At 38.6% G+C, this 18,452-nt stretch carries 16 protein-coding genes and 4 tRNA genes; 5 read left to right on the top strand and 15 right to left on the bottom strand.

The genetic code is table 11. From position 1 onward, the window contains the following. Positions 1–21 precede the first annotated feature (21 nt). A complete protein-coding gene (gene dapF, locus DK858_RS06070; protein ID WP_109396622.1) occupies positions 22–846 on the bottom strand; it encodes a diaminopimelate epimerase in 825 nt (274 codons plus the stop codon). Between the two features lie 41 nt (positions 847–887). Then, positions 888–1,055, bottom strand: a complete 168-nt coding sequence (gene lptM, locus DK858_RS06065; RefSeq protein WP_071788576.1) for an LPS translocon maturation chaperone LptM — start codon at positions 1,053–1,055, stop codon at positions 888–890. 79 nt (positions 1,056–1,134) lie between these two features. Here lptM and cyaY point away from each other — a divergent pair, with 79 nt between their 5' ends. Then, the gene (gene cyaY / locus DK858_RS06060; protein WP_088494024.1) at positions 1,135–1,452 is read left to right on the top strand and encodes an iron donor protein CyaY; all 318 of its coding nucleotides are present in this window, start codon (positions 1,135–1,137) and stop codon (positions 1,450–1,452) included. 67 nt (positions 1,453–1,519) lie between these two features. Here the strand turns inward: cyaY and DK858_RS06055 are convergent, their stop codons facing one another. Continuing rightward, positions 1,520–4,123 (bottom strand): class I adenylate cyclase, encoded by a 2,604-nt coding sequence (locus tag DK858_RS06055; RefSeq protein WP_109396620.1) that lies wholly within the window; start codon positions 4,121–4,123, stop codon positions 1,520–1,522. A gap of 998 nt (positions 4,124–5,121) precedes the next feature. Between DK858_RS06055 and hemC the strand changes: the two genes are divergently transcribed. From hemC to hemY, 4 genes are read left to right on the top strand one after another with little or no spacing between them, the layout of a single operon-like run. Beyond that, positions 5,122–6,063, top strand: coding sequence for a hydroxymethylbilane synthase (gene hemC / locus DK858_RS06050; RefSeq protein ID WP_109396618.1), 942 nt, complete (start codon positions 5,122–5,124; stop codon positions 6,061–6,063). After that, positions 6,060–6,797 (top strand): uroporphyrinogen-III synthase, encoded by a 738-nt coding sequence (gene hemD, locus DK858_RS06045; protein WP_109396616.1) that lies wholly within the window; start codon positions 6,060–6,062, stop codon positions 6,795–6,797. The genes hemC and hemD overlap by 4 nt, the downstream gene beginning before the upstream one ends. A gap of 20 nt (positions 6,798–6,817) precedes the next feature. Further along, entirely contained in the window at positions 6,818–8,092 is a 1,275-nt protein-coding gene (gene hemX / locus DK858_RS06040; protein WP_109396614.1) for a uroporphyrinogen-III C-methyltransferase, read from the top strand. A gap of 4 nt (positions 8,093–8,096) precedes the next feature. Next, the gene (hemY, locus tag DK858_RS06035) at positions 8,097–9,317 is read left to right on the top strand and encodes a protoheme IX biogenesis protein HemY (RefSeq protein WP_109396612.1); all 1,221 of its coding nucleotides are present in this window, start codon (positions 8,097–8,099) and stop codon (positions 9,315–9,317) included. Between the two features lie 85 nt (positions 9,318–9,402). On the opposite strand, the gene DK858_RS06030 is transcribed toward hemY, so the two are convergent. From DK858_RS06030 to rfbA, 12 genes are all read right to left on the bottom strand, one after another. Next, positions 9,403–9,720, bottom strand: a complete 318-nt coding sequence (locus DK858_RS06030) for a hypothetical protein (RefSeq protein WP_109396610.1) — start codon at positions 9,718–9,720, stop codon at positions 9,403–9,405. 913 nt (positions 9,721–10,633) lie between these two features. Beyond that, a tRNA-Pro gene (locus DK858_RS06025) sits at positions 10,634–10,710 on the bottom strand. A 28-nt stretch (positions 10,711–10,738) separates the two neighbouring features. Beyond that, a tRNA-Leu gene (locus DK858_RS06020) sits at positions 10,739–10,825 on the bottom strand. 22 nt (positions 10,826–10,847) lie between these two features. Continuing rightward, a tRNA-His gene (locus DK858_RS06015) sits at positions 10,848–10,923 on the bottom strand. 64 nt (positions 10,924–10,987) lie between these two features. Next, a tRNA-Arg gene (locus DK858_RS06010) sits at positions 10,988–11,064 on the bottom strand. Positions 11,065–11,290: 226 nt separating this feature from the next. Then, positions 11,291–12,028 (bottom strand): lipopolysaccharide N-acetylmannosaminouronosyltransferase, encoded by a 738-nt coding sequence (gene wecG / locus DK858_RS06005; RefSeq protein WP_109396608.1) that lies wholly within the window; start codon positions 12,026–12,028, stop codon positions 11,291–11,293. Further along, positions 12,028–13,395 (bottom strand): ECA oligosaccharide polymerase, encoded by a 1,368-nt coding sequence (gene wzyE / locus DK858_RS06000; protein ID WP_109396606.1) that lies wholly within the window; start codon positions 13,393–13,395, stop codon positions 12,028–12,030. The genes wecG and wzyE overlap by 1 nt, the downstream gene beginning before the upstream one ends. After that, a complete protein-coding gene (locus DK858_RS05995) occupies positions 13,392–14,477 on the bottom strand; it encodes a TDP-N-acetylfucosamine:lipid II N-acetylfucosaminyltransferase (protein ID WP_109396604.1) in 1,086 nt (361 codons plus the stop codon). Before DK858_RS05995 ends, wzyE begins: the two co-directional genes overlap by 4 nt. Further along, positions 14,474–15,730 (bottom strand): lipid III flippase WzxE, encoded by a 1,257-nt coding sequence (gene wzxE, locus DK858_RS05990; protein ID WP_109396602.1) that lies wholly within the window; start codon positions 15,728–15,730, stop codon positions 14,474–14,476. The genes DK858_RS05995 and wzxE overlap by 4 nt, the downstream gene beginning before the upstream one ends. A gap of 3 nt (positions 15,731–15,733) precedes the next feature. After that, on the bottom strand, positions 15,734–16,864 hold the full coding sequence (rffA, locus tag DK858_RS05985; RefSeq protein ID WP_109396600.1) for a dTDP-4-amino-4,6-dideoxygalactose transaminase: 1,131 nt from the start codon (positions 16,862–16,864) through the stop codon (positions 15,734–15,736). 1 nt (position 16,865) lies between these two features. Further along, complete coding sequence (gene rffC / locus DK858_RS05980; RefSeq protein ID WP_109396598.1) at positions 16,866–17,579, bottom strand: dTDP-4-amino-4,6-dideoxy-D-galactose acyltransferase; 714 nt, start codon at positions 17,577–17,579, stop codon at positions 16,866–16,868. Beyond that, positions 17,557–18,438 (bottom strand): glucose-1-phosphate thymidylyltransferase RfbA, encoded by an 882-nt coding sequence (gene rfbA, locus DK858_RS05975; protein WP_075674228.1) that lies wholly within the window; start codon positions 18,436–18,438, stop codon positions 17,557–17,559. Before rfbA ends, rffC begins: the two co-directional genes overlap by 23 nt. Positions 18,439–18,452 lie beyond the last annotated feature (14 nt).

The raw sequence follows: 18,452 nt of genomic DNA, 5'->3' as shown, positions 1-18,452 counted from the left end.
ATAGCCTCTCAAAAAATAATATTATAGCTGAATGATCCCATCATAAATATGTGTCGCTGGCCCAGTCATATAAAGAGAGTTACCCTCTCCTTTCCATTCAATTAGCAATGCACCACCGGGTAAAGTCACTTTCACACGTTTATCTAATAAGCCTTGTGAAATACCAATAGCAACAGCGGCGCAAGCTCCGCTACCACAAGCATTGGTTTCTCCTGCACCACGTTCAAATACCCGCAAATGAAGGTTGCTTCTGTCTACGATCTGCATAAAACCAATATTAGCACGTTCAGGAAAACGTTCATGTTGCTCTAATACAGGTCCTAACAACTCAACTTCTGCTGTTTTAATGTCTTCAACCTGAATAACACAATGAGGGTTTCCCATTGAAACTACACCGCATAATACAGTGCGTTCCATAGCCCTGATAATATAGGTCTTTTCTGCCTTTTGTGCACGAAAAGGGATTTTTTGAGGTTCAAATTCAGGCTCGCCCATATTGACACACACATCGTCATTATCCATAACATGCAAGGTCATTCTGCCAGACTGTGTACTAACTTTTATCTCTCTTTTGTTTGTAAGACCTTTTAATCTCACAAATCGAGCAAAGCAACGAGCGCCATTACCACACTGCGCAACCTCACTTCCATCCGCATTAAAAATACGATAATGGAAATCGAGTTCAGGATCATAAGGTGCTTCAACCACCAATAATTGATCAAACCCAACACCAGTATGACGATTCGCTAATCGACATATTAATTCTGGTGAAAAATAAACATTTTGAGTCACAGCATCGACCACCATAAAGTCGTTGCCAAGACCATGCATTTTTGAAAATTGCATCTTGCCCCTGCCTGAAACAAAATTACCGTTTCTAAGATTGACTAATTGGTCTGAGTTGAGGCGCTCTCAACTTGCTGGGTTGGCTGGGATGACTGCGTCATTTTTGCCTGAGTATCTTCAGGTGGGAAATAAAGAGGGCCTTTCAAGCCGCAACCAGAAAGAGAAATCAGTGTTATTATAGCAAGAGTGCAACGTAAATACGTTTTCATTCGAAATCTGCCTGTCATTTATTTGGTTAATATCCTCTATAATCGCAGTTAGATCTCGAAAAGCAAATAGGAAATGAAGATGAACGACAGTGAATTTCACCAATTAGCTGACGAACTCTTGTCAGAAATAGAACAAACTATTGATAATTATGAAGGTGACGCAGATATTGATTGTGAAATCAATGGCGGTGTAATGACATTAACCTTTGAAAATAATAGCAAAATTATTATTAATCGCCAGGAAGCATTTCATCAAGTTTGGTTAGCGACACGTTCAGGTGGCTATCACTTTGATTGGAAAGATGAACAATGGATTTGCGATAGAAGTGGTGGTGAATTTTTAACCATGTTGGCACAAGCGATAACAGAACAAAGTGGGGAAGCGTTTTCTTTCTAAAAAACGCAACTAACGACAAATGGGAGCTATAAAGCTCCCATTTGTGTTTTTATTGGCTTGTACTCAATTAGGAGTGTTGCACTGCTTTATAATCTGTAAACCCGTGGCTAATTACATTCATCTCTGGTTGAGCTTCTTTACTACCCAGATCGGATAATTTACCAAAGGATCCACCAGCAAAAGGCAACACTTGTGTTGATCCTTCCACTTTCACAATTTGATAAAATTGTGGCAGGTTAAAATTGATAAAGCTTGAACCGTATGTAAATCGGTCATGAGATGAGGAGTAAAAACGACTAACATCTTTCACTAACTCTTCTTTGCTTCCTTCACAATGGGAATAAATCTCAACCCGATTTGCTTCATCTAATATATAGATATTAAACACATTATTATCTTCTGTAGTTTCAAAGAAGAATTGAATAATTCCTTCGCAAGCAAAGCCATCAATCACTGCGGGTAAATAGCGAGCGTCTTTATCTAATTTAACCGGCAATCCATGAAGCTTGTTATATGAAATCGCACCATAAAACTCGATAGCATTTTCTAATTTTTGTACTGACACATTGAGTCGTTCAAAGAACAATCCCCACGTTTGCCCTGCAATACGTAAAGCTTTAAAACGACCCGGCTCTAAACGATTCGTTGATAATCGCAATTCAATACATTCTGAAACTAACTGCTGAACACGAGTACGGATTAAACCACGCAAATGTTGGCTATAACAGAATACTTCAACAGAAGCAGGTGGAGCCGCGTCTTGGTGCATTTTACCTAAAATCGTTTTTAACGATTCCAGCATAGATTGTGTACCACTGAAATGAAGGGTTCTTACTTCATTCCAAGAGTTACGATACAACAAATCAATACTACCAATAAGACACTGTTCTTTTTCACCAAAACTAAAGACATCTAATTTTCTAAAATCAAAGTGAACCACTTGATCAGAAAAACTCTCTGTTGGATCAGTTTCTAAATTGACAATAATCGCAAGGTGTCTAATTTCACAAGGGCTATACAGTGCTTTCGGTGTCGGTGCAGGTAAACGAATTGGGAAATGACTCGACATATCCCTAACTAATTCATGCAGTTTAATTTCATCACAAGAGGATTCTCCTTGATGAATATAAACTCGAGACTCTTTCGTTAACAGCCCATTAAAGTAAGACCATGCCACTAATTTATTTAAATAGCGGTTATATTCTAATGGTTGGTGTCCTACAATATTTTCAAAATCAGGGGCACGATTATATAAATACCATCCGCTACGATTTGCTCGACCTTGTGGTACATAAATAAAGGTTAAATGTGATTCTGATAAATCAGGTGAAATCTGTGGATTAACCAGTGTCACTTTACCAGGCAAGGCTTCAAACGCGGCATAAAGTTTACGAGTTAGAACACCGATATCTTGCGGGCTTGCACTAACACTTAAATTATTTCGGCGAGCAAAACGAATAAGATTACGATAGCTTTGCATCATCGTATCTAATAATTCATTGTGCGCATCACGAACACGCTCGATTTTCCAACTATCACGCGTATCAAGTACGGTTAAACGCGCATTATCCCATTGCCATTGAGTGACCAATTGCGATAAGACTTGACGTCTCCACCCCTCAGAACCTTCTGGTTCATTTTGTGTTTTTTCGTTAGATAATTTTTCACACACTTTCAGGTAGAAACAGCGACGGATAAGATCAAGACGAGTTAAATCATTGATAGAAACCAAATAGCGAGTAACACGCTCAAGCATCATACAATAAGCATCTAAACCATAATTAACGATTTCGCCACGGTGTAGATGTTGTTTCATTTCTAATGCTAACAACTTCCCATTAGGATAGTCAGCTGAATAGGCTTCTAATAAAATACTTTTTAGTACTGCTTTATAAGGTGAATCGACACTTTTATAGAGTTGCCATAAACTTGCGCCAAAGTACTCTTCAGCTGAAAGCTCACCTAATCCCCCTAGATCTAACCACTCATTTGGTGTTAATACTCCTTGAGCGTAAAGGGAGTTAACATATTCGTCATAATGATGTTCTTCTTCAATAGGTACCATCGCCCATAGCAAGCGCTTACCGGCTAGGCGTACCGCTGTACGATAAAATTCATCAAGTAAAAGAATATGTTGGGTAGAGCCACAATCTTCTCCACCTAAGCTACCGCTTGCATGGTGACGAAATCTATTTTCATCGATTAAGAAAAACGTAACATCAATGCCTAGTTCGCCAGCCCATTGTTCTATCAATTGACATTTACGTTGTAAAAGTGCACGTTCATCTTGATCTAGCCATGATTGATGGCAGACCCAAATATCAATATCGGAGCAGTGGCTTTGACCAATAGAAGAAGTGCTCCCCATTGAATAGATGCCAGTAATTGGCAATTCTCCATTGGCGTATCCATCCATCGGATCATCACATAATGCGTTAACCAGCTTATTCGCCCATTGACGTTGCATGTCATCAGGTTCAAAGAAACATGTGCCGTGAGGAACATTTCCTTGTATGTAGCCGGGCAACTCAGGATGGTGGTAATGCAATAAAACAGGAATTAAACCATAGACCTGTTTAAAAACATCACACATCGATGCAAATGCTCGTTCCAGTCTGAGTTGATTAATCGCATCCAGCCGTTGCTTCAGTGTTTCAATATAAAGATACAAGAGTTTCGCCTGAACAATACTAAGAAGATAGTAGAATCTGAGTTTATAAGTGACCAAGGTTGAGTTAAGTAATATTAATAGATAAAACTTTACTAACAAAATCTCGGAAACGTGATCAATTTAACACCTTGAACGCAAGGCGTAAAGAGGATCTCAAAATATAGCACCAAGATCTAAAAATGATATTTAAACGCTTAATCGTGTAAAGCTATTAAATAAATAGCTTTATAATCATAAAGATAAATCATTTTACTTACATAAAAAATGATAAAAAAAATCTCTCAATCCTCTCTTTAGCCTATAAAAATCCCTGTTTACTTAGTGATGAAACTGAAAATAAATTTTGACAAAACATAAAAAAGTGATAAAAAATCTGAAATAGAAACAACCGATTGATAATAATGAATTATTTATATTTTTTGATTGTTTTTTATTTTTATACTTAAAATAATAATTCTATTTTTAATATTGAGATAATAATATTTAAAATAATATTTAATTTTTATTAATTATTTATTTAAATTAAGATTAAATTCTTTTCTTTATTTTTATTGTTTCTCTTTCTTTTATTTAATAATAATTTTGTTAAAATTTATCGTGTTTTTATATATTAAAAAAATAATAAGAAAGATAAGTGCATTTAAAATAATAGTCGTTTTATCAATACGTTCAGATCAAACATAATATTTCTATCACTTCTCGCTCACGAGTTGTTAACAACAATAGTGCAATGTTTTAATTTTGTAAATGACCACACTTTTTATATAGATATAAAAAGAATAAAATCCTAAAAATAACTAAACCCAATAATATCCATTAATAAATTACTTATTTTTTATTTTCTTTTTCTTTTTTTCTTTTTCGATGATGGCCTCATTTCTTTCATTGTTATTACGATACAAAACGCCTTAACTGGAAAATTGGGTCTTAAAGTGTTAAAACAATGGCTTATTTCTAAACAAAAATATCGCTAATCGCTCGGAAGAGATAACACTATTATGTCAAAAAGTACCATCCGTATTGCTACCCGCCAAAGCCCTCTTGCTATGTGGCAGGCGCTTTATGTGAAAGAACAACTACAACTTACTCATCCAGGTTTAGTCGTCGAATTAGTACCGATGGTCACTAAAGGTGACATCATTTTAGATACACCTTTAGCTAAAGTGGGTGGCAAAGGACTATTCGTAAAAGAATTAGAACTTGCGCTACTTGAATCACGTGCAGATATTGCTGTTCACTCTATGAAAGATGTTCCTATAGATTTCCCAGAAGGCTTAGGCTTAGTAACTATTTGTGAACGTGAAGATCCTCGTGATGCCTTTGTTTCTAATCATTATAATGCGTTAGAAGAACTTCCTGCGGGTAGCATTGTAGGTACATCCAGTTTACGCCGCCAATGCCAATTAAAAGCACAGCGTCCAGACCTCATTATTCGAGATTTACGGGGTAATGTCGGAACTCGCTTAGGGAAATTAGATAATGGGGATTACGATGCTATTATTCTTGCTGTTGCCGGCTTAAAGCGCTTAGGTCTTAATGAACGTATTCGTACACCATTATCAGCTGAGCAATCTTTACCCGCGGTTGGACAAGGTGCTGTGGGAATTGAGTGTCGTTTAGATGACAATCAAACTCGCCAGCTATTAGATGCGCTCAATCACTCACGTACCGCAATTTGCGTTAAAGCAGAGCGCGCCATGAATACCCGTCTTGAAGGCGGTTGCCAAGTTCCTATTGGAAGCTATGCCATTTGGCAAGATGACAAGATTTGGTTACGTGCTTTAGTCGGTTCTCCTGATGGTGAAACTATTTTACGAGGTGAACGTTTAGTGACACCTGAAAACGCTGAAACCGCAGGCATCTCATTGGCTGAAGAGCTCTTAGATAAAGGAGCACGAGCTATTTTAACTGCCGTGTATAAAGGTAGCACACCTGCATGAGTATTTTAGTTACTCGCCCTAACCCAGCAGGAAAGGCATTAACCCAGCGTTTAATTGATGCGGGTAAAATAGCTTTTCAAGCACCTTTAATCGAGATCACCGCTGGTCGTGAACTCCCTTTATTAGATGCTAAACTAAAAGGATTAAAGGCGGGTGATTGTGTTTTTTTACTTTCCAAAAATGCGGTGTCATACGCAAACTGGCAGCTAAATCAATTACAACAATCATGGCCAGATACGCTATCCTATTATGGAATAGGTCAAAGCACAGCAAAAGATTTCCAACATTTAAGCAGTCTTCCAATTTGCTACCCTGAGCAAGGAGAAACCAGTGAGGATCTTCTTAACCTTCCTGCGCTTAATCAGGTGAAAGACAAACAAATATTACTGCTTAGGGGTAACGGTGGCCGTGAATTACTCGCAAAAACATTGAGTCAACGAGGCGCGATTGTTGATGAATGCGAATGTTACCAACGCCTATTTATTAATTATTCCTCTGAAGAGTTTGCTCTTCAATGGGAAAAAGCACAGGTTGATACGCTTGTTGTCACTAGCGGTGAAATGTTACAACAACTCTTTGATCTAGTCGCTGAATCTAAAAAAGCATGGCTGTTAAACTGCCATTTAATTGTGGTCAGTGAACGATTAGCAACAATAGCAAAAACATTAGGGTGGGAAACCGTCACCGTTGCTGAAAGTGCCAATAATGATGCTTTATTTCATGCATTAATATAGAACCTAAATGAGACGCCGATATGACGGAACAGAAAAATACAAATGATAATGACTTGCCAAAAGATACAGCTAAAGCTGATGAAAATGTCCGCTATCAGGAAGTCAAACCTGTTAATAACAAGCGCTCAGGCCTAATTGGAAGTGCTGTTGCTATCCTTGTTATTTTGGCAATCGGTGGTGGTCTTTACTATTACACCAATCAACAAGCATCAAAGCTGAGTGTAGAAAATCAATCACTCAAATCTGAGCTTGCCCAATTACAACAGCTCCAAAATACTTATCAACAACGCTTTGACAATATTGATAGTATGTTTAACTCACAAAAACAGACTATCGATAAGTTACAAAATGAGCGACAAACAACAGAGCGCCAAATTCAAGATCTACAAACACGCTTTGCCGCTATTTCCAGTGCAGATGTCAAAAGTTGGCTATTAGCACAAGCCGATTTTATGGTGAAAATGGCAGGTCGTAAGTTATGGAATGATCAAGATGTCGTAACCGCAGTCAGTCTACTAAAAGGTGCTGATAGTAGCTTAGCGGAAATGAACGATCCGAGCTTACTTGAGATCCGTCGCGCTATTAATGAAGATATCGGTAGTTTAGCAGCTCTCACTAAAATCGATAATGATGGCATCATTTTACAATTAAACCAGTTAGCTAATCAGATTGATAATCTCCGTTTAGCTGGTTTGGAGCGTAATGGCTCACCAATGGATAAAAATGACGAAACCATTTCGGGTTCACTTTCTGATTGGAAACAGAATCTCAGCAAAAGCTGGAAAAGCTTTATGGATGATTTTATTACCATTCGCCGCCGTGATACTGCAGCCGTTCCTTTATTAGCGCCGAATCAGGATATCTATTTACGTGAGAATATCCGTTCACGTTTATTAATTGCTTCTCAAGCAGTACCTCGTCACCAAACTGAAACTTATCAGCAATCACTGGAAGCCGTATCCACTTGGGTTCGCGCTTATTTTGATACCTCTGATCCAAGTACAACCGCATTTTTAGATACGGTATCTGAATTAGAGAAACAACCTATTACGCTTGCAATGCCCTCAGAATTGAAGAGCCAAACCTTGCTAGAAAAACGAGTAGAAAAACAAATTCGCAATTTACTAGCACAAAATGAGTACGCTGAGCCACAAGCTGTTGAAGCTAAAGATGCCCAAGCTGTAGAAGCTGAACATAATGCATCAGAAAGCGTACAAAATGCAGCAGAAAGCGTACAAAATGCAGCAGCTGATAGCACAACTTCTGATACACCAGTGACACAACAAGGAGAATAAGCTTATGTTAAAAATACTGCTCCTTTTTGTGGTGCTTATTGCGGGTATCATTTTTGGCCCACTCTTGGCAGGCCATCAAGGTTATGTGCTTATACAAACTGATGATTGGGATATTGAAACCAGTGTAACCAGCCTTGTCATTATGTTTATTTTACTACAATTAGCACTATTACTGATTGGTTGGAGTTATCGCCGTTTTATTGGTACAGGCTCAAAAGCATATAGTTGGTTTTCTTTCCGTAAACGTAATCGTGCACGAAAACAAACCGGCATGGCATTAATGAAATTAGCTGAAGGTGATTTTAAAGAAGTTGAAAAGCTGATGAGCCGTAATGCAGATTATGCAGAACAACCTGTTGTAAACTACCTGTTAGCTGCTGAAGCCGCACAACAGCGAGGTGATGAATTCCGAGTTCAACAACACCTTGAACGCGCAGCCGAGCTTGCTGATACTAATCAGCTTCCAGTTGATATCACACGAGTACGTATTTTATTAGCACAAAATGAAAATCATGCAGCGCGAACTGGAGTTGATGAACTATTAAATCAAGCCCCCCGCCACCCAGAAGTGTTACGACTTGCAGAAGTCGCTTATACACGAACAGCAGCTTGGCAAGCATTGCTTGATATCATTCCTTCCATGCAAAAAATTGCATTACACACAGATGATGAACTAGCGCAATTACGCCAAAAAGCCTATATCGGTATTATGGGGCAGAAGATGTCTGAAAATGGCTGTGATGGACTGAAAAATTGGTGGAAAGCACAGCCTCGTAAAGTGCATCACGATAATGCATTACGTGTTGTTTTAGCTGAACACCTTATTGAATGCAACGATCCTGATACCGCTCAAACGATCATCTTAGACGGTATTAAACGCCAATATGACGAGCGCTTGATCCTACTATTACCTCGTTTAAAAAATACAGATGCCAGTGCTATTTTGAAAGTGCTCAATTCATTAATTAAACAGCATGGGCCAACGCCATTACTCAATAGCACATTAGGTCAGATAGCAATGCAACAAGGGCAATGGGTTCAAGCTGAAGAGGCTTTTCGTAATGCATTAAAACAACGCCCTGATGTTCATGATTTTGCGTGGCTTGCTGATGCATTAGATAAACAGAAAAAATCGCAAGAGTCGGCAAAAGTGCGTAAAGATGCTTTATTAATGACACTGAAAAAGGATTCCGTCATTTTTGAAGAGCCTAAAAAAAGTCAATAAACTCTTTCGATAAGAACGAGATCATAAATCGTTTGAATGCTTGATTAAAAAACCCTCTTTATTATTGAGGGTTTTTTTATTTGATTTAAAAACTATGTTGAAATAACACCACTATTTCTACACATAAAGTCAAAAACATATACACCCAAGCAATGCGATAAAAGCGAGAGGGTATTCCCTTCTCATTTTCTTGCTTAAATGACAAGTAATGCTTTCTCGCTTGATAAAACACTACGATATAAATCAGTGCAATCCCTTGGCAAAGGAAAGCCACATATTTAGCCCATGATTTGCCACCTATAATGAGCATGATAAGAGGGATCAAAAAAAACAATAATGGGCCAAATTTCTCTATAAGAAAGAGTTTTTCTTGTGCAAGATATGCTTTTTGCTTATTTATCATATTGATGCTATCTCCAATCTACCCTTGCGCTGGATAATAGCGTGTTAATGCGGTGAATACAAAATGGATATGTGGTTGGTATATAAAAAAACGCCTGTATAGAACTATACAGGCGTATAAATATACAATCAGGTCTACAGACGGATGGTGCCTCACTCAACGTTTCGTCCTGTTGATGATGAATGGTGTTCATCGTTAACGTGGACGTAGGCACCGAATAATCGGCTCTGCATCATTCCTAGGTTTATGAAGTCATATGCTGTCATAAGGAGTGGAATGAGCATCTACAATATAGATAAAGCATTTATCGTGCCAATTTTCCATTTTTTATTAAAAACCCCCTTTATCCTTAAAAAAGATAAGCTAACTTATTGAAGTTTGGTTTTTCTTTCTGACTCTACTCATTTTCAATGATAAATAAGCGATGACCTGTGCTTCCACCACGCTATTGCTAAATAGAAAAGAAAATATAGGGTCTGATATACGTCTCTTTTTCACGACAAGAAAAACACGCCCGATATTTAACCCCATAAAATCAATATATTAAATGTCTCCTATTGGAGACACCAAAAGTGGCGAGTGTTGGTATTTGCCGACAAATAAAATAAAAGACTTATATATCATATAATTATCATCTATCATTTTATGTGTTCAATTCATCTTTTTTTGAAGATTAAAATTCGGCAATAAATTAAATTATTAATAACCCTTAAGTGACAAGGACGACATTTCTGTTAAAAGCATCCATTTGGTTTTTCTTATCTGGAACAGATAACACGAAATAAAAAATATGAATAAGAGCAACAAATTGTAGATGTAGATGTAGATGTAGATATAGAAAAAGTATGGCGGGTTTTAAAAAGGTAAATCATAGATACAAAAAAGCCTCGACATAATCGAGGCTTTTTCTTATTGGTCGGCGAGAGAGGATTCGAACCTCCGACCCACTGGTCCCAAACCAGTTGCGCTACCAGGCTGCGCTACTCGCCGTCTGTATCACTGCTCTTATCTTGTTTATTGGTGCGAAGGGGGGGACTTGAACCCCCACGTCCGTTAGGACACTAACACCTGAAGCTAGCGCGTCTACCAATTCCGCCACCCTCGCATAAACAATAATTAAGATAAGATGGGGTGGCTAATGGGACTCGAACCCACGACAACTGGAATCACAATCCAGGGCTCTACCAACTGAGCTATAGCCACCATAACAGCTATCTTATTACTTCTTACAACAACGTTCTTCACCGTAACTCTTAGCACGCTTTAATGGCGCGCCCGACAGGATTCGAACCTGAGACCTCTGCCTCCGGAGGGCAGCGCTCTATCCAGCTGAGCTACGGGCGCTTCACGCCGTTGCGGGAGAGGATAGTACGGATTTACGCTCTGTCTGTCTAGTGCTTTTTGAAAAAAAAAGTTTGTTTGACGATAGTTTGTGCATTTCGTCGATAAATGGAGCGTTTTTACACGCTAAACGCCCCGTTAGTATAATAAGTAAACAATCAAGATGCTAGATAAAAGCATAAATAAATCATTTAATCAGCCCCATCTAGCAAAAAAGGCATGATGACTGTTACAATTTATTGGAATAGTAATAACCAACGAATTTTAATAGCTTAAATTGGCGCTTAATTCGACTTGGTTGTGATAACAATCGATATAACCACTCTAATCCAAGATTTTGCCATGCTTTCGGAGCTCTTTTAACATGGCCTGTAAAGACGTCATAAGTTCCGCCAACGCCCATATATAAAGCATCAGGATAAATTTCACGACATGCACGAATAAATAGCTCTTGCTTAGGTGATCCCATGGCAATAGTCACTATCTTCGCACCAGAGGCCTTTATACGTTCAAATAACGCCTCTCTATCTTGTGGTGTAAAATAACCATTCTGGCTACCCACAATATTTACATTCCACTTTGCTTTAAGCTTATTTTCGGTTTGCGAAAGAATTTCAGGTTTACCACCGACAAGAAAGACCGGCGTTCCCTCTTTGCCAGCCCTTTCCATTAATGCTTCCCATAAATCTGCGCCTGCAATACGAGAAACATTTGCATCAGGATACTTGCGACGAATACCTCGCACGACACTGATACCATCGGCATAAAGATAATCCGCTTCATTGAGTAGCTCATTGAGTGCGGGATCTGTTTCTGCTGTAAGAATTTTTTCTGCATTAATGGCAATCAGAGAGCCACCTTTTATTTGTGCTCCTTCATAGAGATAATCCAGAAAATGAGCCATATCGCGAAATCCCCAGATATTATGTCCGCGGATTGAATACTTCGGAATTGAATTGGATCCCATTACTTTTCCTTTTTCTCTAAACAACGAAGTTCACTTTGTATTTGGCGAGTTACGTAATTACGTACTAACCCCGCGCTTTCAAATAACCAATAAAGTAGTTTAGCGACCACCAAACATAAACCAAAAATTAAACAGAAAAATACAACGCGAGAAACGAAAGAATCAACACCTTCTCGTGCCAAAACAATCATATTAAAAATAGCCCCAAAGCAGAAAGCTTGCAAAATAGCTGATTTATAACGATTGCTCTCATTAAGCCCTTGTTGATATAGCCAATCAAACCACTTAATTATCAGCCCAACAACAATTGCACCTAATGGGATGAAGACAATACCGCCCATTACAACCAATGAGCCAATTAAGGTTGGTGAAATAGCAAGACCCGCATGATAATTCAGCACTTCCCATGTAAAGTAATTTGCTGAGTTCAGCACAACATCTGGGCGTTCTGGCCATACCCAAGAAGGGATAAAAACATAAAAATCACGAATTATCGGTGCTAGTCCTTGGAATTCAATCTTGTCATAATTATCAAGTAACAAAGCAAGGTTTTCCCAAGGAGAAAACGTATCGCGAGTTAAGTACAAGAAAGTATAGAATGCTTCGGCACCACTCACATCAAGGCCATAGCGTTTTAATGCCAACCAGAACATTCCAACGATACTCATAACCCCAGCAGCAACCAGCATCCACAACGTTATCCAGCCACGAACAATACCGATAAACAGAAACAGCGCAAAAGCGATGATGATATTAGCGCGGGTTCCCCCCACGATAACATAAGTTAATATTCCGAAACCCACTGTTGCACAAAGGAAAAAAATCCAGCGTTGTTGCGTAGGTTTTAAGAAATAAACCACCAGCATTGCGGGAATAAAGAAATAGAAAAAGCGCTTAAGCGCAACACCTGACACTTGGCTTGAAAAAATTTGACTATACGTTTTAAGTTTAAAGAGTAAAAAGCCATTTTGTAGAAAGAAAATACCCACGGTGACAAATGCAATTAATGCCAATAAAATCCAAGTGAGGTTGGTTTCTACTCTATTCATCGTAAATAACGACCTAGAAGGGCCGTCAACCGATTTTCTCAGTCTTACCTTATAAGTTACATAATAAATGGCATAGAAGCTGGTAGAAGCTAATAGCGCGTATAATAATGAGTCAACCGGTACAACTGCGACATCAAATTGGAATACCAACATACAAGTCAGTGGAAAGCCAAAATAAAACGTCAGCAGATAGAGCATTGAGAAAAAAACATTAAAATTAAAGCGAACTCGACGAAACTCTTGATAAGTCAGTAATAAAATAAAACTTAAAGAGATAAAATAAACAAGTGTTAAGCCACCCAGTTCCGCCAACGTCATTGTGGCTCTCCTGTACTCATCTCAATTAACTCTTTCCAGCCATCAGTAAAATTAGGCGCAAAGAAGGCAATATTTTGACGATCAAGCATCAGCAATTGACGTTTAGCCTCTTCAATTAGTGCAACATCTAATTTGTCACCCGAGAAAAAAACCGGAATATTTTGCTCAGTTAAGTCCTGCCAAAATGGATTTTGACGGCTAATAACAAAAGGGATCGCAAATTGAATAAGCAGACAAAGTGTGCCAATACCTTGTTGTCGATGAAAAATAAAATAACCTAAATCACATGTTTTCAATAATGCTAAATAATCATCAAATACCAATTTATCACGTAATATTTCAACCTGATTATATGGAAGCAACTGGCTAGCGGCTTGGGTTACTTCATCAATATAAACGTGATTATTTTCAGGATATCCCATTGGAATAATCACTTTTGCACGTGTTCCATATTGCTCTGCAATTGCCTGTAAAGCTTCAATGTGGCGATTCGATCTATCCCCTGAATTACCCACAATAATGGTAAGTTGTTTTTCATCAATAGGCGCTTTTTCTGTCACCGTAAGTGCAGGATCCATTCTTGTTGGAAAATAGAGTAAACTGGCAGGGATGTTAACGTTAAATTGCGCAAAATAATTTAAATCACCTCGTGTACCAAATACACGCCCCACACGTTTTTGAGCAAGTTTACGAAGAAGATAGAAAAGTCTAAATTTTAGCTGTTTAGAATCCTGATATAAATCAGCACCCCAAATGTGCCACCAAAATTGATGACGTTTAATTTTGCCTGTCAATAATGCCAACCAAATAGGCGCATTAAACTGACCTAAAAAAAGGAATCGTTGGTGGGTATCAGCTTTTGCCAATGTAACCACTCTCTGAGCAACCTGCTGCTTATCAGCTAAACACTCAATATCTAAAGCTGGGTAGCTTTCTTGCAGTGAAGTATTTCTACTGGCAACGATAAAACGAGGTTTATAAGTTAACCCCGCCTCAGTCACGAGGTGGTCGTTAAAAAACCGTAACATTGTGTTGTTATGATGCACAATGTCTGAACCTAGTACGTAAATCAAAGTTGTCATTTGCGCCTGCAATAAATCACGAAAACGGAACTACAGAGAAGGAAGTAAATAATATACGTTGCCATATAGGCTTGAGCCGCACCCAGTGCGCCATGTTCAGGAATAAGCCAACGCGAAAATAGCGTTAATAAGGCAAATTGACTTACTTCTGTAAGGATATAAAAACGCAGTGCCGCTTTTGCTATGATGAGATAACCAAAGACATAAGCGCCTACTTTTAAAACATCACCGACAAGTTGCCATGCGAATAAATCACGCATAGCGACAAATTTATCTGAAAACAGTAACCAAATTGCGAAATCACGTAATAACCACACCATAAAACTCGCAACCGCTACCACAGGTAATACAAACTTCAGTGACTTAACAATCTCTTTGGTAATATCACTCTTTTGCGTTAATCGGGAGAGTGTTGGCAGTAAATAAACTGAAAACGATGCGGTAATAAACTGCAAATAAGCATCTGAAATACTGGTCACCCCTTGCCAAATCCCTACGTCTTCCCAGCTATAGTGCTCAGCAAGTAAGTTACGCATCATGATATAAGCGACGGGTAATGTAATCGAGGTCAGTATTGCCATAATGGTAAACTTACCAAGATGGCTTGCTATCGCCTTATCCCAATGAGGTTTAAGCTCGCGTAAAGCGAAGCGTTTACGTTTTACTACTAAAAATGTAGCAGGAAATAAAATAAGTGCTGGGACTAATGCTAGTCCAATTAATGCACCGTGATAACCCGCAAATAAATAGCACAAATAATAAGCAACAACACCAATAATGCTACCGGCAATTACAGATAAGGCATTGCCTGCTGCGTCACGATAACCTTTTAATATAGCAAGAAAATAGTTGCTATATGCTATCCCCATTTGAATAAAAGCAACGGCTCTTACAATATCCTGATATTGATGATAATCATCACCAAATAACACTTGGCTAATGGGGGCAGAAAAAAGAAGAAATAAAATAGCCAATAGTGTGGAAAATAGCAAAATCATGGATGATGAAGTACCCAACACTTTTTTACGTTGAATATCATCATCTTGATATTGTGCGATTAATTTCGTTACACCATTAAAAATACCCGCACCAGACAAGACGCCTAGTACGGTAATTAATTGACGAAAGTTACCCGCTAACCCAACGCCTGTTGGACCAAAAGAGACTGCAAGTAACTTAACGACAAGCAGACCAGCCCCAATTTTTATCAGGGTTGATCCGGCTGTCCAAATTGATGCTTTGGCTAATGACATAATTTAAGCAAAAAAGTTGCGAATATGACCAATAACAGTCTGCTGCTCTTCTTCTGTCATATTGTAGAACATAGGTAAACGCACTAAACGCTCACTTTCTTGTGTTGTAAAAATATCTTCACCATCAAAGCGACCAAATTTCATACCTGCTGGGCTGGTGTGTAATGACACATAGTGGAATACCGTTAAGACGCCATGCTCTTTCATATAGTCATTAAACGCACTACGTTGCTCAATATCTTTCAGTTTGATATAGAACATATGCGCATTGTGTTCTAACCCTTCAGGCACGATTGGAAGTGACAATAAGCCTTTTTCTGCTAATGGCGTTAATGCATCATAGTAAATTTGCCAAAATGCTAAACGACGTTCATTAATTTTTTCAGCTTCTTCAAGTTGAGCCCACAGGTAGGCTGCTTGTAAATCTGACATTAAGTAGCTAGAACCAATATCACGCCAAGTATATTTATCTACCTGACCACGGAAAAATTGGCTACGGTTAGTCCCTTTTTCACGAATAACTTCTGCACGATTGATTAAATCAGGATCGTTAATTAACGTTGCACCACCCTCACCGCCTGATGAGTAATTTTTAGTTTCATGGAAACTATAACAACCAATATGGCCAATTGTCCCAAGAGCCTTACCCTTGTAAGTTGACATAACACCTTGTGCCGCATCTTCAATCACGAACAGATTATGTCTTTTCGCAATCGCCATAATGGTATCCATTTCACAGGCGACACCAGCATAATGAACAGGAACAATAGCACGGGTTTTATCTGTAATGGCGGCTTCAATTTTTGTTTCATCGATATTCATGGTATCTGGACGAATATCAACAAAAACAATCGTTGCTCCACGTAATACAAACGCATTAGAGGTCGAAACAAAGGTAAAACTTGGCATGATGACTTCATCGCCAGGCTTGATATCTAATAAGATGGCAGCCATTTCAAGCGATGCTGTACAAGAGGGTGTTAACAGCGTTTTATGACAATGAAATTGTTCTTCTAACCACTTTTCACATTTCTTTGTGAAATTGCCATCACCACAAAGCTTGCCACTTTCCATAGCCTGTTTCATGTATTCTAATTCGGTGCCGACAACCGGTGGTTTATTAAACGGAATCATATTATCCCCTGTATAACCAATAAGTGGTACTTTCGATTAAGCCACCACTGTGTATGTATAAACGCGAAGCTGCGATATTGCTGATCTGTGTTGCAACATATAAGGTGGAAATACCTTGTTGTTGACACCAAAACTTCGCGACCGACATCAGTTGCTTACCAATGCCTTGTCCTATTCTGTTGGGCATTACTGCTAATAATCCCACTCTTGCTTCATTTTCAGATAGATAGCGTAACGTGACAAAACCACTGACATTATTTTCAACATCATAAGTTAATAAGCAGATATCATCGAACGTACCTAATACCGCTTTTTTAACCCATAATGCATAAAAACGACTACTATCACCTTCTTGATACCAAGGTGCTCTAAAACGACTTTGTACAAAAGCTTCTGTAGCCGTTGCCATCAATAAATCGATATCATCTTCATTGGCTTTTCTAAAACAATATTCTGTCGCTTTCTTACAAGCATTTTCTGTGCCAATTGAAAGTTTAAAATCAATTTCACCTTCCGCAAATTGAAAACCTAATTGACTGAGTTTATCGATGAGAGAAAGCTCATAAGATGCGACTTTAGCTTGAACCACAGCAAAAGCGTCAAGCCGTTCGCCTGTTAACGCAGGCGCTTGGGCATCAAACTCAAGGCGTCCTGTTTTGAGGGAGAAATACTCACTTTCCCACTCAAGATAATTAATATTGGCGAGGACGGACATGCAATAAATCCAATAGATAGCGACCATAACCCGTTTTAGACAGTGATTTTGCACTTTCTCTTACTTGGTCATCACTGAGCCAACCGTTGCGCCAAGCGATCTCTTCAAGGCACGCCACTTTAAATCCTTGGCGTTTTTCAACGGTCTGAACAAAGGTACTGGCTTCAATTAAACTGTCATGAGTTCCGGTATCTAACCACGCAAAACCACGACCCAGTAGTTCAACATTAAGTTCACCACATTCAAGATACATCTGATTAATCGACGTAATTTCTAACTCACCACGAATCGAAGGTTTAACTCGTTTGGCAAAATCAACCACTCGGTTATCGTAGAAATAAAGCCCCGTCACAGCCCAATTAGATTTAGGTTGTTCCGGTTTTTCTTCGATAGATAACACTTTAAAATCATCGTCAAATTCAACAACACCAAATCGTTCAGGATCCATCACTTGATAACCAAAAACTGTTGCACCACGTTCACGTTGTGCAACTTGTTTCAGTTTTGGACTAAATCCTTGACCAAAATAGATATTATCGCCTAAAACTAAACAGCAATGATCATCACCAATAAATTCCTCACCCAAAATAAAGGCTTGGGCTAAGCCATCTGGAGATGGCTGAATTTTATATTGAAGATGAACACCAAATGCAGAACCATCACCCAATAAGCGCTGAAATGAAGTCATATCATCTGGTGTTGTGATGATCAAAATATCTCGAATACCGGCAAGCATCAGAACTGAAAGCGGATAATAGATCATGGGCTTATCATAGATAGGCAATAACTGCTTCGATACCCCTTTGGTTATCGGATGCAGTCGTGTACCAGAGCCACCCGCTAAAATAATACCTTTCATCATTTATCCTTCTT

Source organism: Proteus faecis (assembly GCF_003144395.1).
Lineage (GTDB): Bacteria > Pseudomonadota > Gammaproteobacteria > Enterobacterales > Enterobacteriaceae > Proteus > Proteus faecis.
This window is presented reverse-complemented; position numbering and strand designations above follow the sequence as displayed.

Excerpts from the sequence above, each read along its gene's own strand:
- dapF (WP_109396622.1), bottom strand. The coding sequence starts at position 846 with ATGCAATTTTCAAAAATGCATGGTCTTGGCAACGACTTTATGGTGGTC.
- lptM (WP_071788576.1), bottom strand. The coding sequence starts at position 1,055 with ATGAAAACGTATTTACGTTGCACTCTTGCTATAATAACACTGATTTCT.
- cyaY (WP_088494024.1), top strand. The coding sequence starts at position 1,135 with ATGAACGACAGTGAATTTCACCAATTAGCTGACGAACTCTTGTCAGAA.
- hemC (WP_109396618.1), top strand. The coding sequence starts at position 5,122 with ATGTCAAAAAGTACCATCCGTATTGCTACCCGCCAAAGCCCTCTTGCT.
- hemD (WP_109396616.1), top strand. The coding sequence starts at position 6,060 with ATGAGTATTTTAGTTACTCGCCCTAACCCAGCAGGAAAGGCATTAACC.
- hemX (WP_109396614.1), top strand. The coding sequence starts at position 6,818 with ATGACGGAACAGAAAAATACAAATGATAATGACTTGCCAAAAGATACA.
- hemY (WP_109396612.1), top strand. The coding sequence starts at position 8,097 with ATGTTAAAAATACTGCTCCTTTTTGTGGTGCTTATTGCGGGTATCATT.
- DK858_RS06030 (WP_109396610.1), bottom strand. The coding sequence starts at position 9,720 with ATGATAAATAAGCAAAAAGCATATCTTGCACAAGAAAAACTCTTTCTT.
- wecG (WP_109396608.1), bottom strand. The coding sequence starts at position 12,028 with ATGGGATCCAATTCAATTCCGAAGTATTCAATCCGCGGACATAATATC.
- wzyE (WP_109396606.1), bottom strand. The coding sequence starts at position 13,395 with ATGACGTTGGCGGAACTGGGTGGCTTAACACTTGTTTATTTTATCTCT.
- DK858_RS05995 (WP_109396604.1), bottom strand. The coding sequence starts at position 14,477 with ATGACAACTTTGATTTACGTACTAGGTTCAGACATTGTGCATCATAAC.
- wzxE (WP_109396602.1), bottom strand. The coding sequence starts at position 15,730 with ATGTCATTAGCCAAAGCATCAATTTGGACAGCCGGATCAACCCTGATA.
- rffA (WP_109396600.1), bottom strand. The coding sequence starts at position 16,864 with ATGATTCCGTTTAATAAACCACCGGTTGTCGGCACCGAATTAGAATAC.
- rffC (WP_109396598.1), bottom strand. The coding sequence starts at position 17,579 with ATGTCCGTCCTCGCCAATATTAATTATCTTGAGTGGGAAAGTGAGTAT.
- rfbA (WP_075674228.1), bottom strand. The coding sequence starts at position 18,438 with ATGAAAGGTATTATTTTAGCGGGTGGCTCTGGTACACGACTGCATCCG.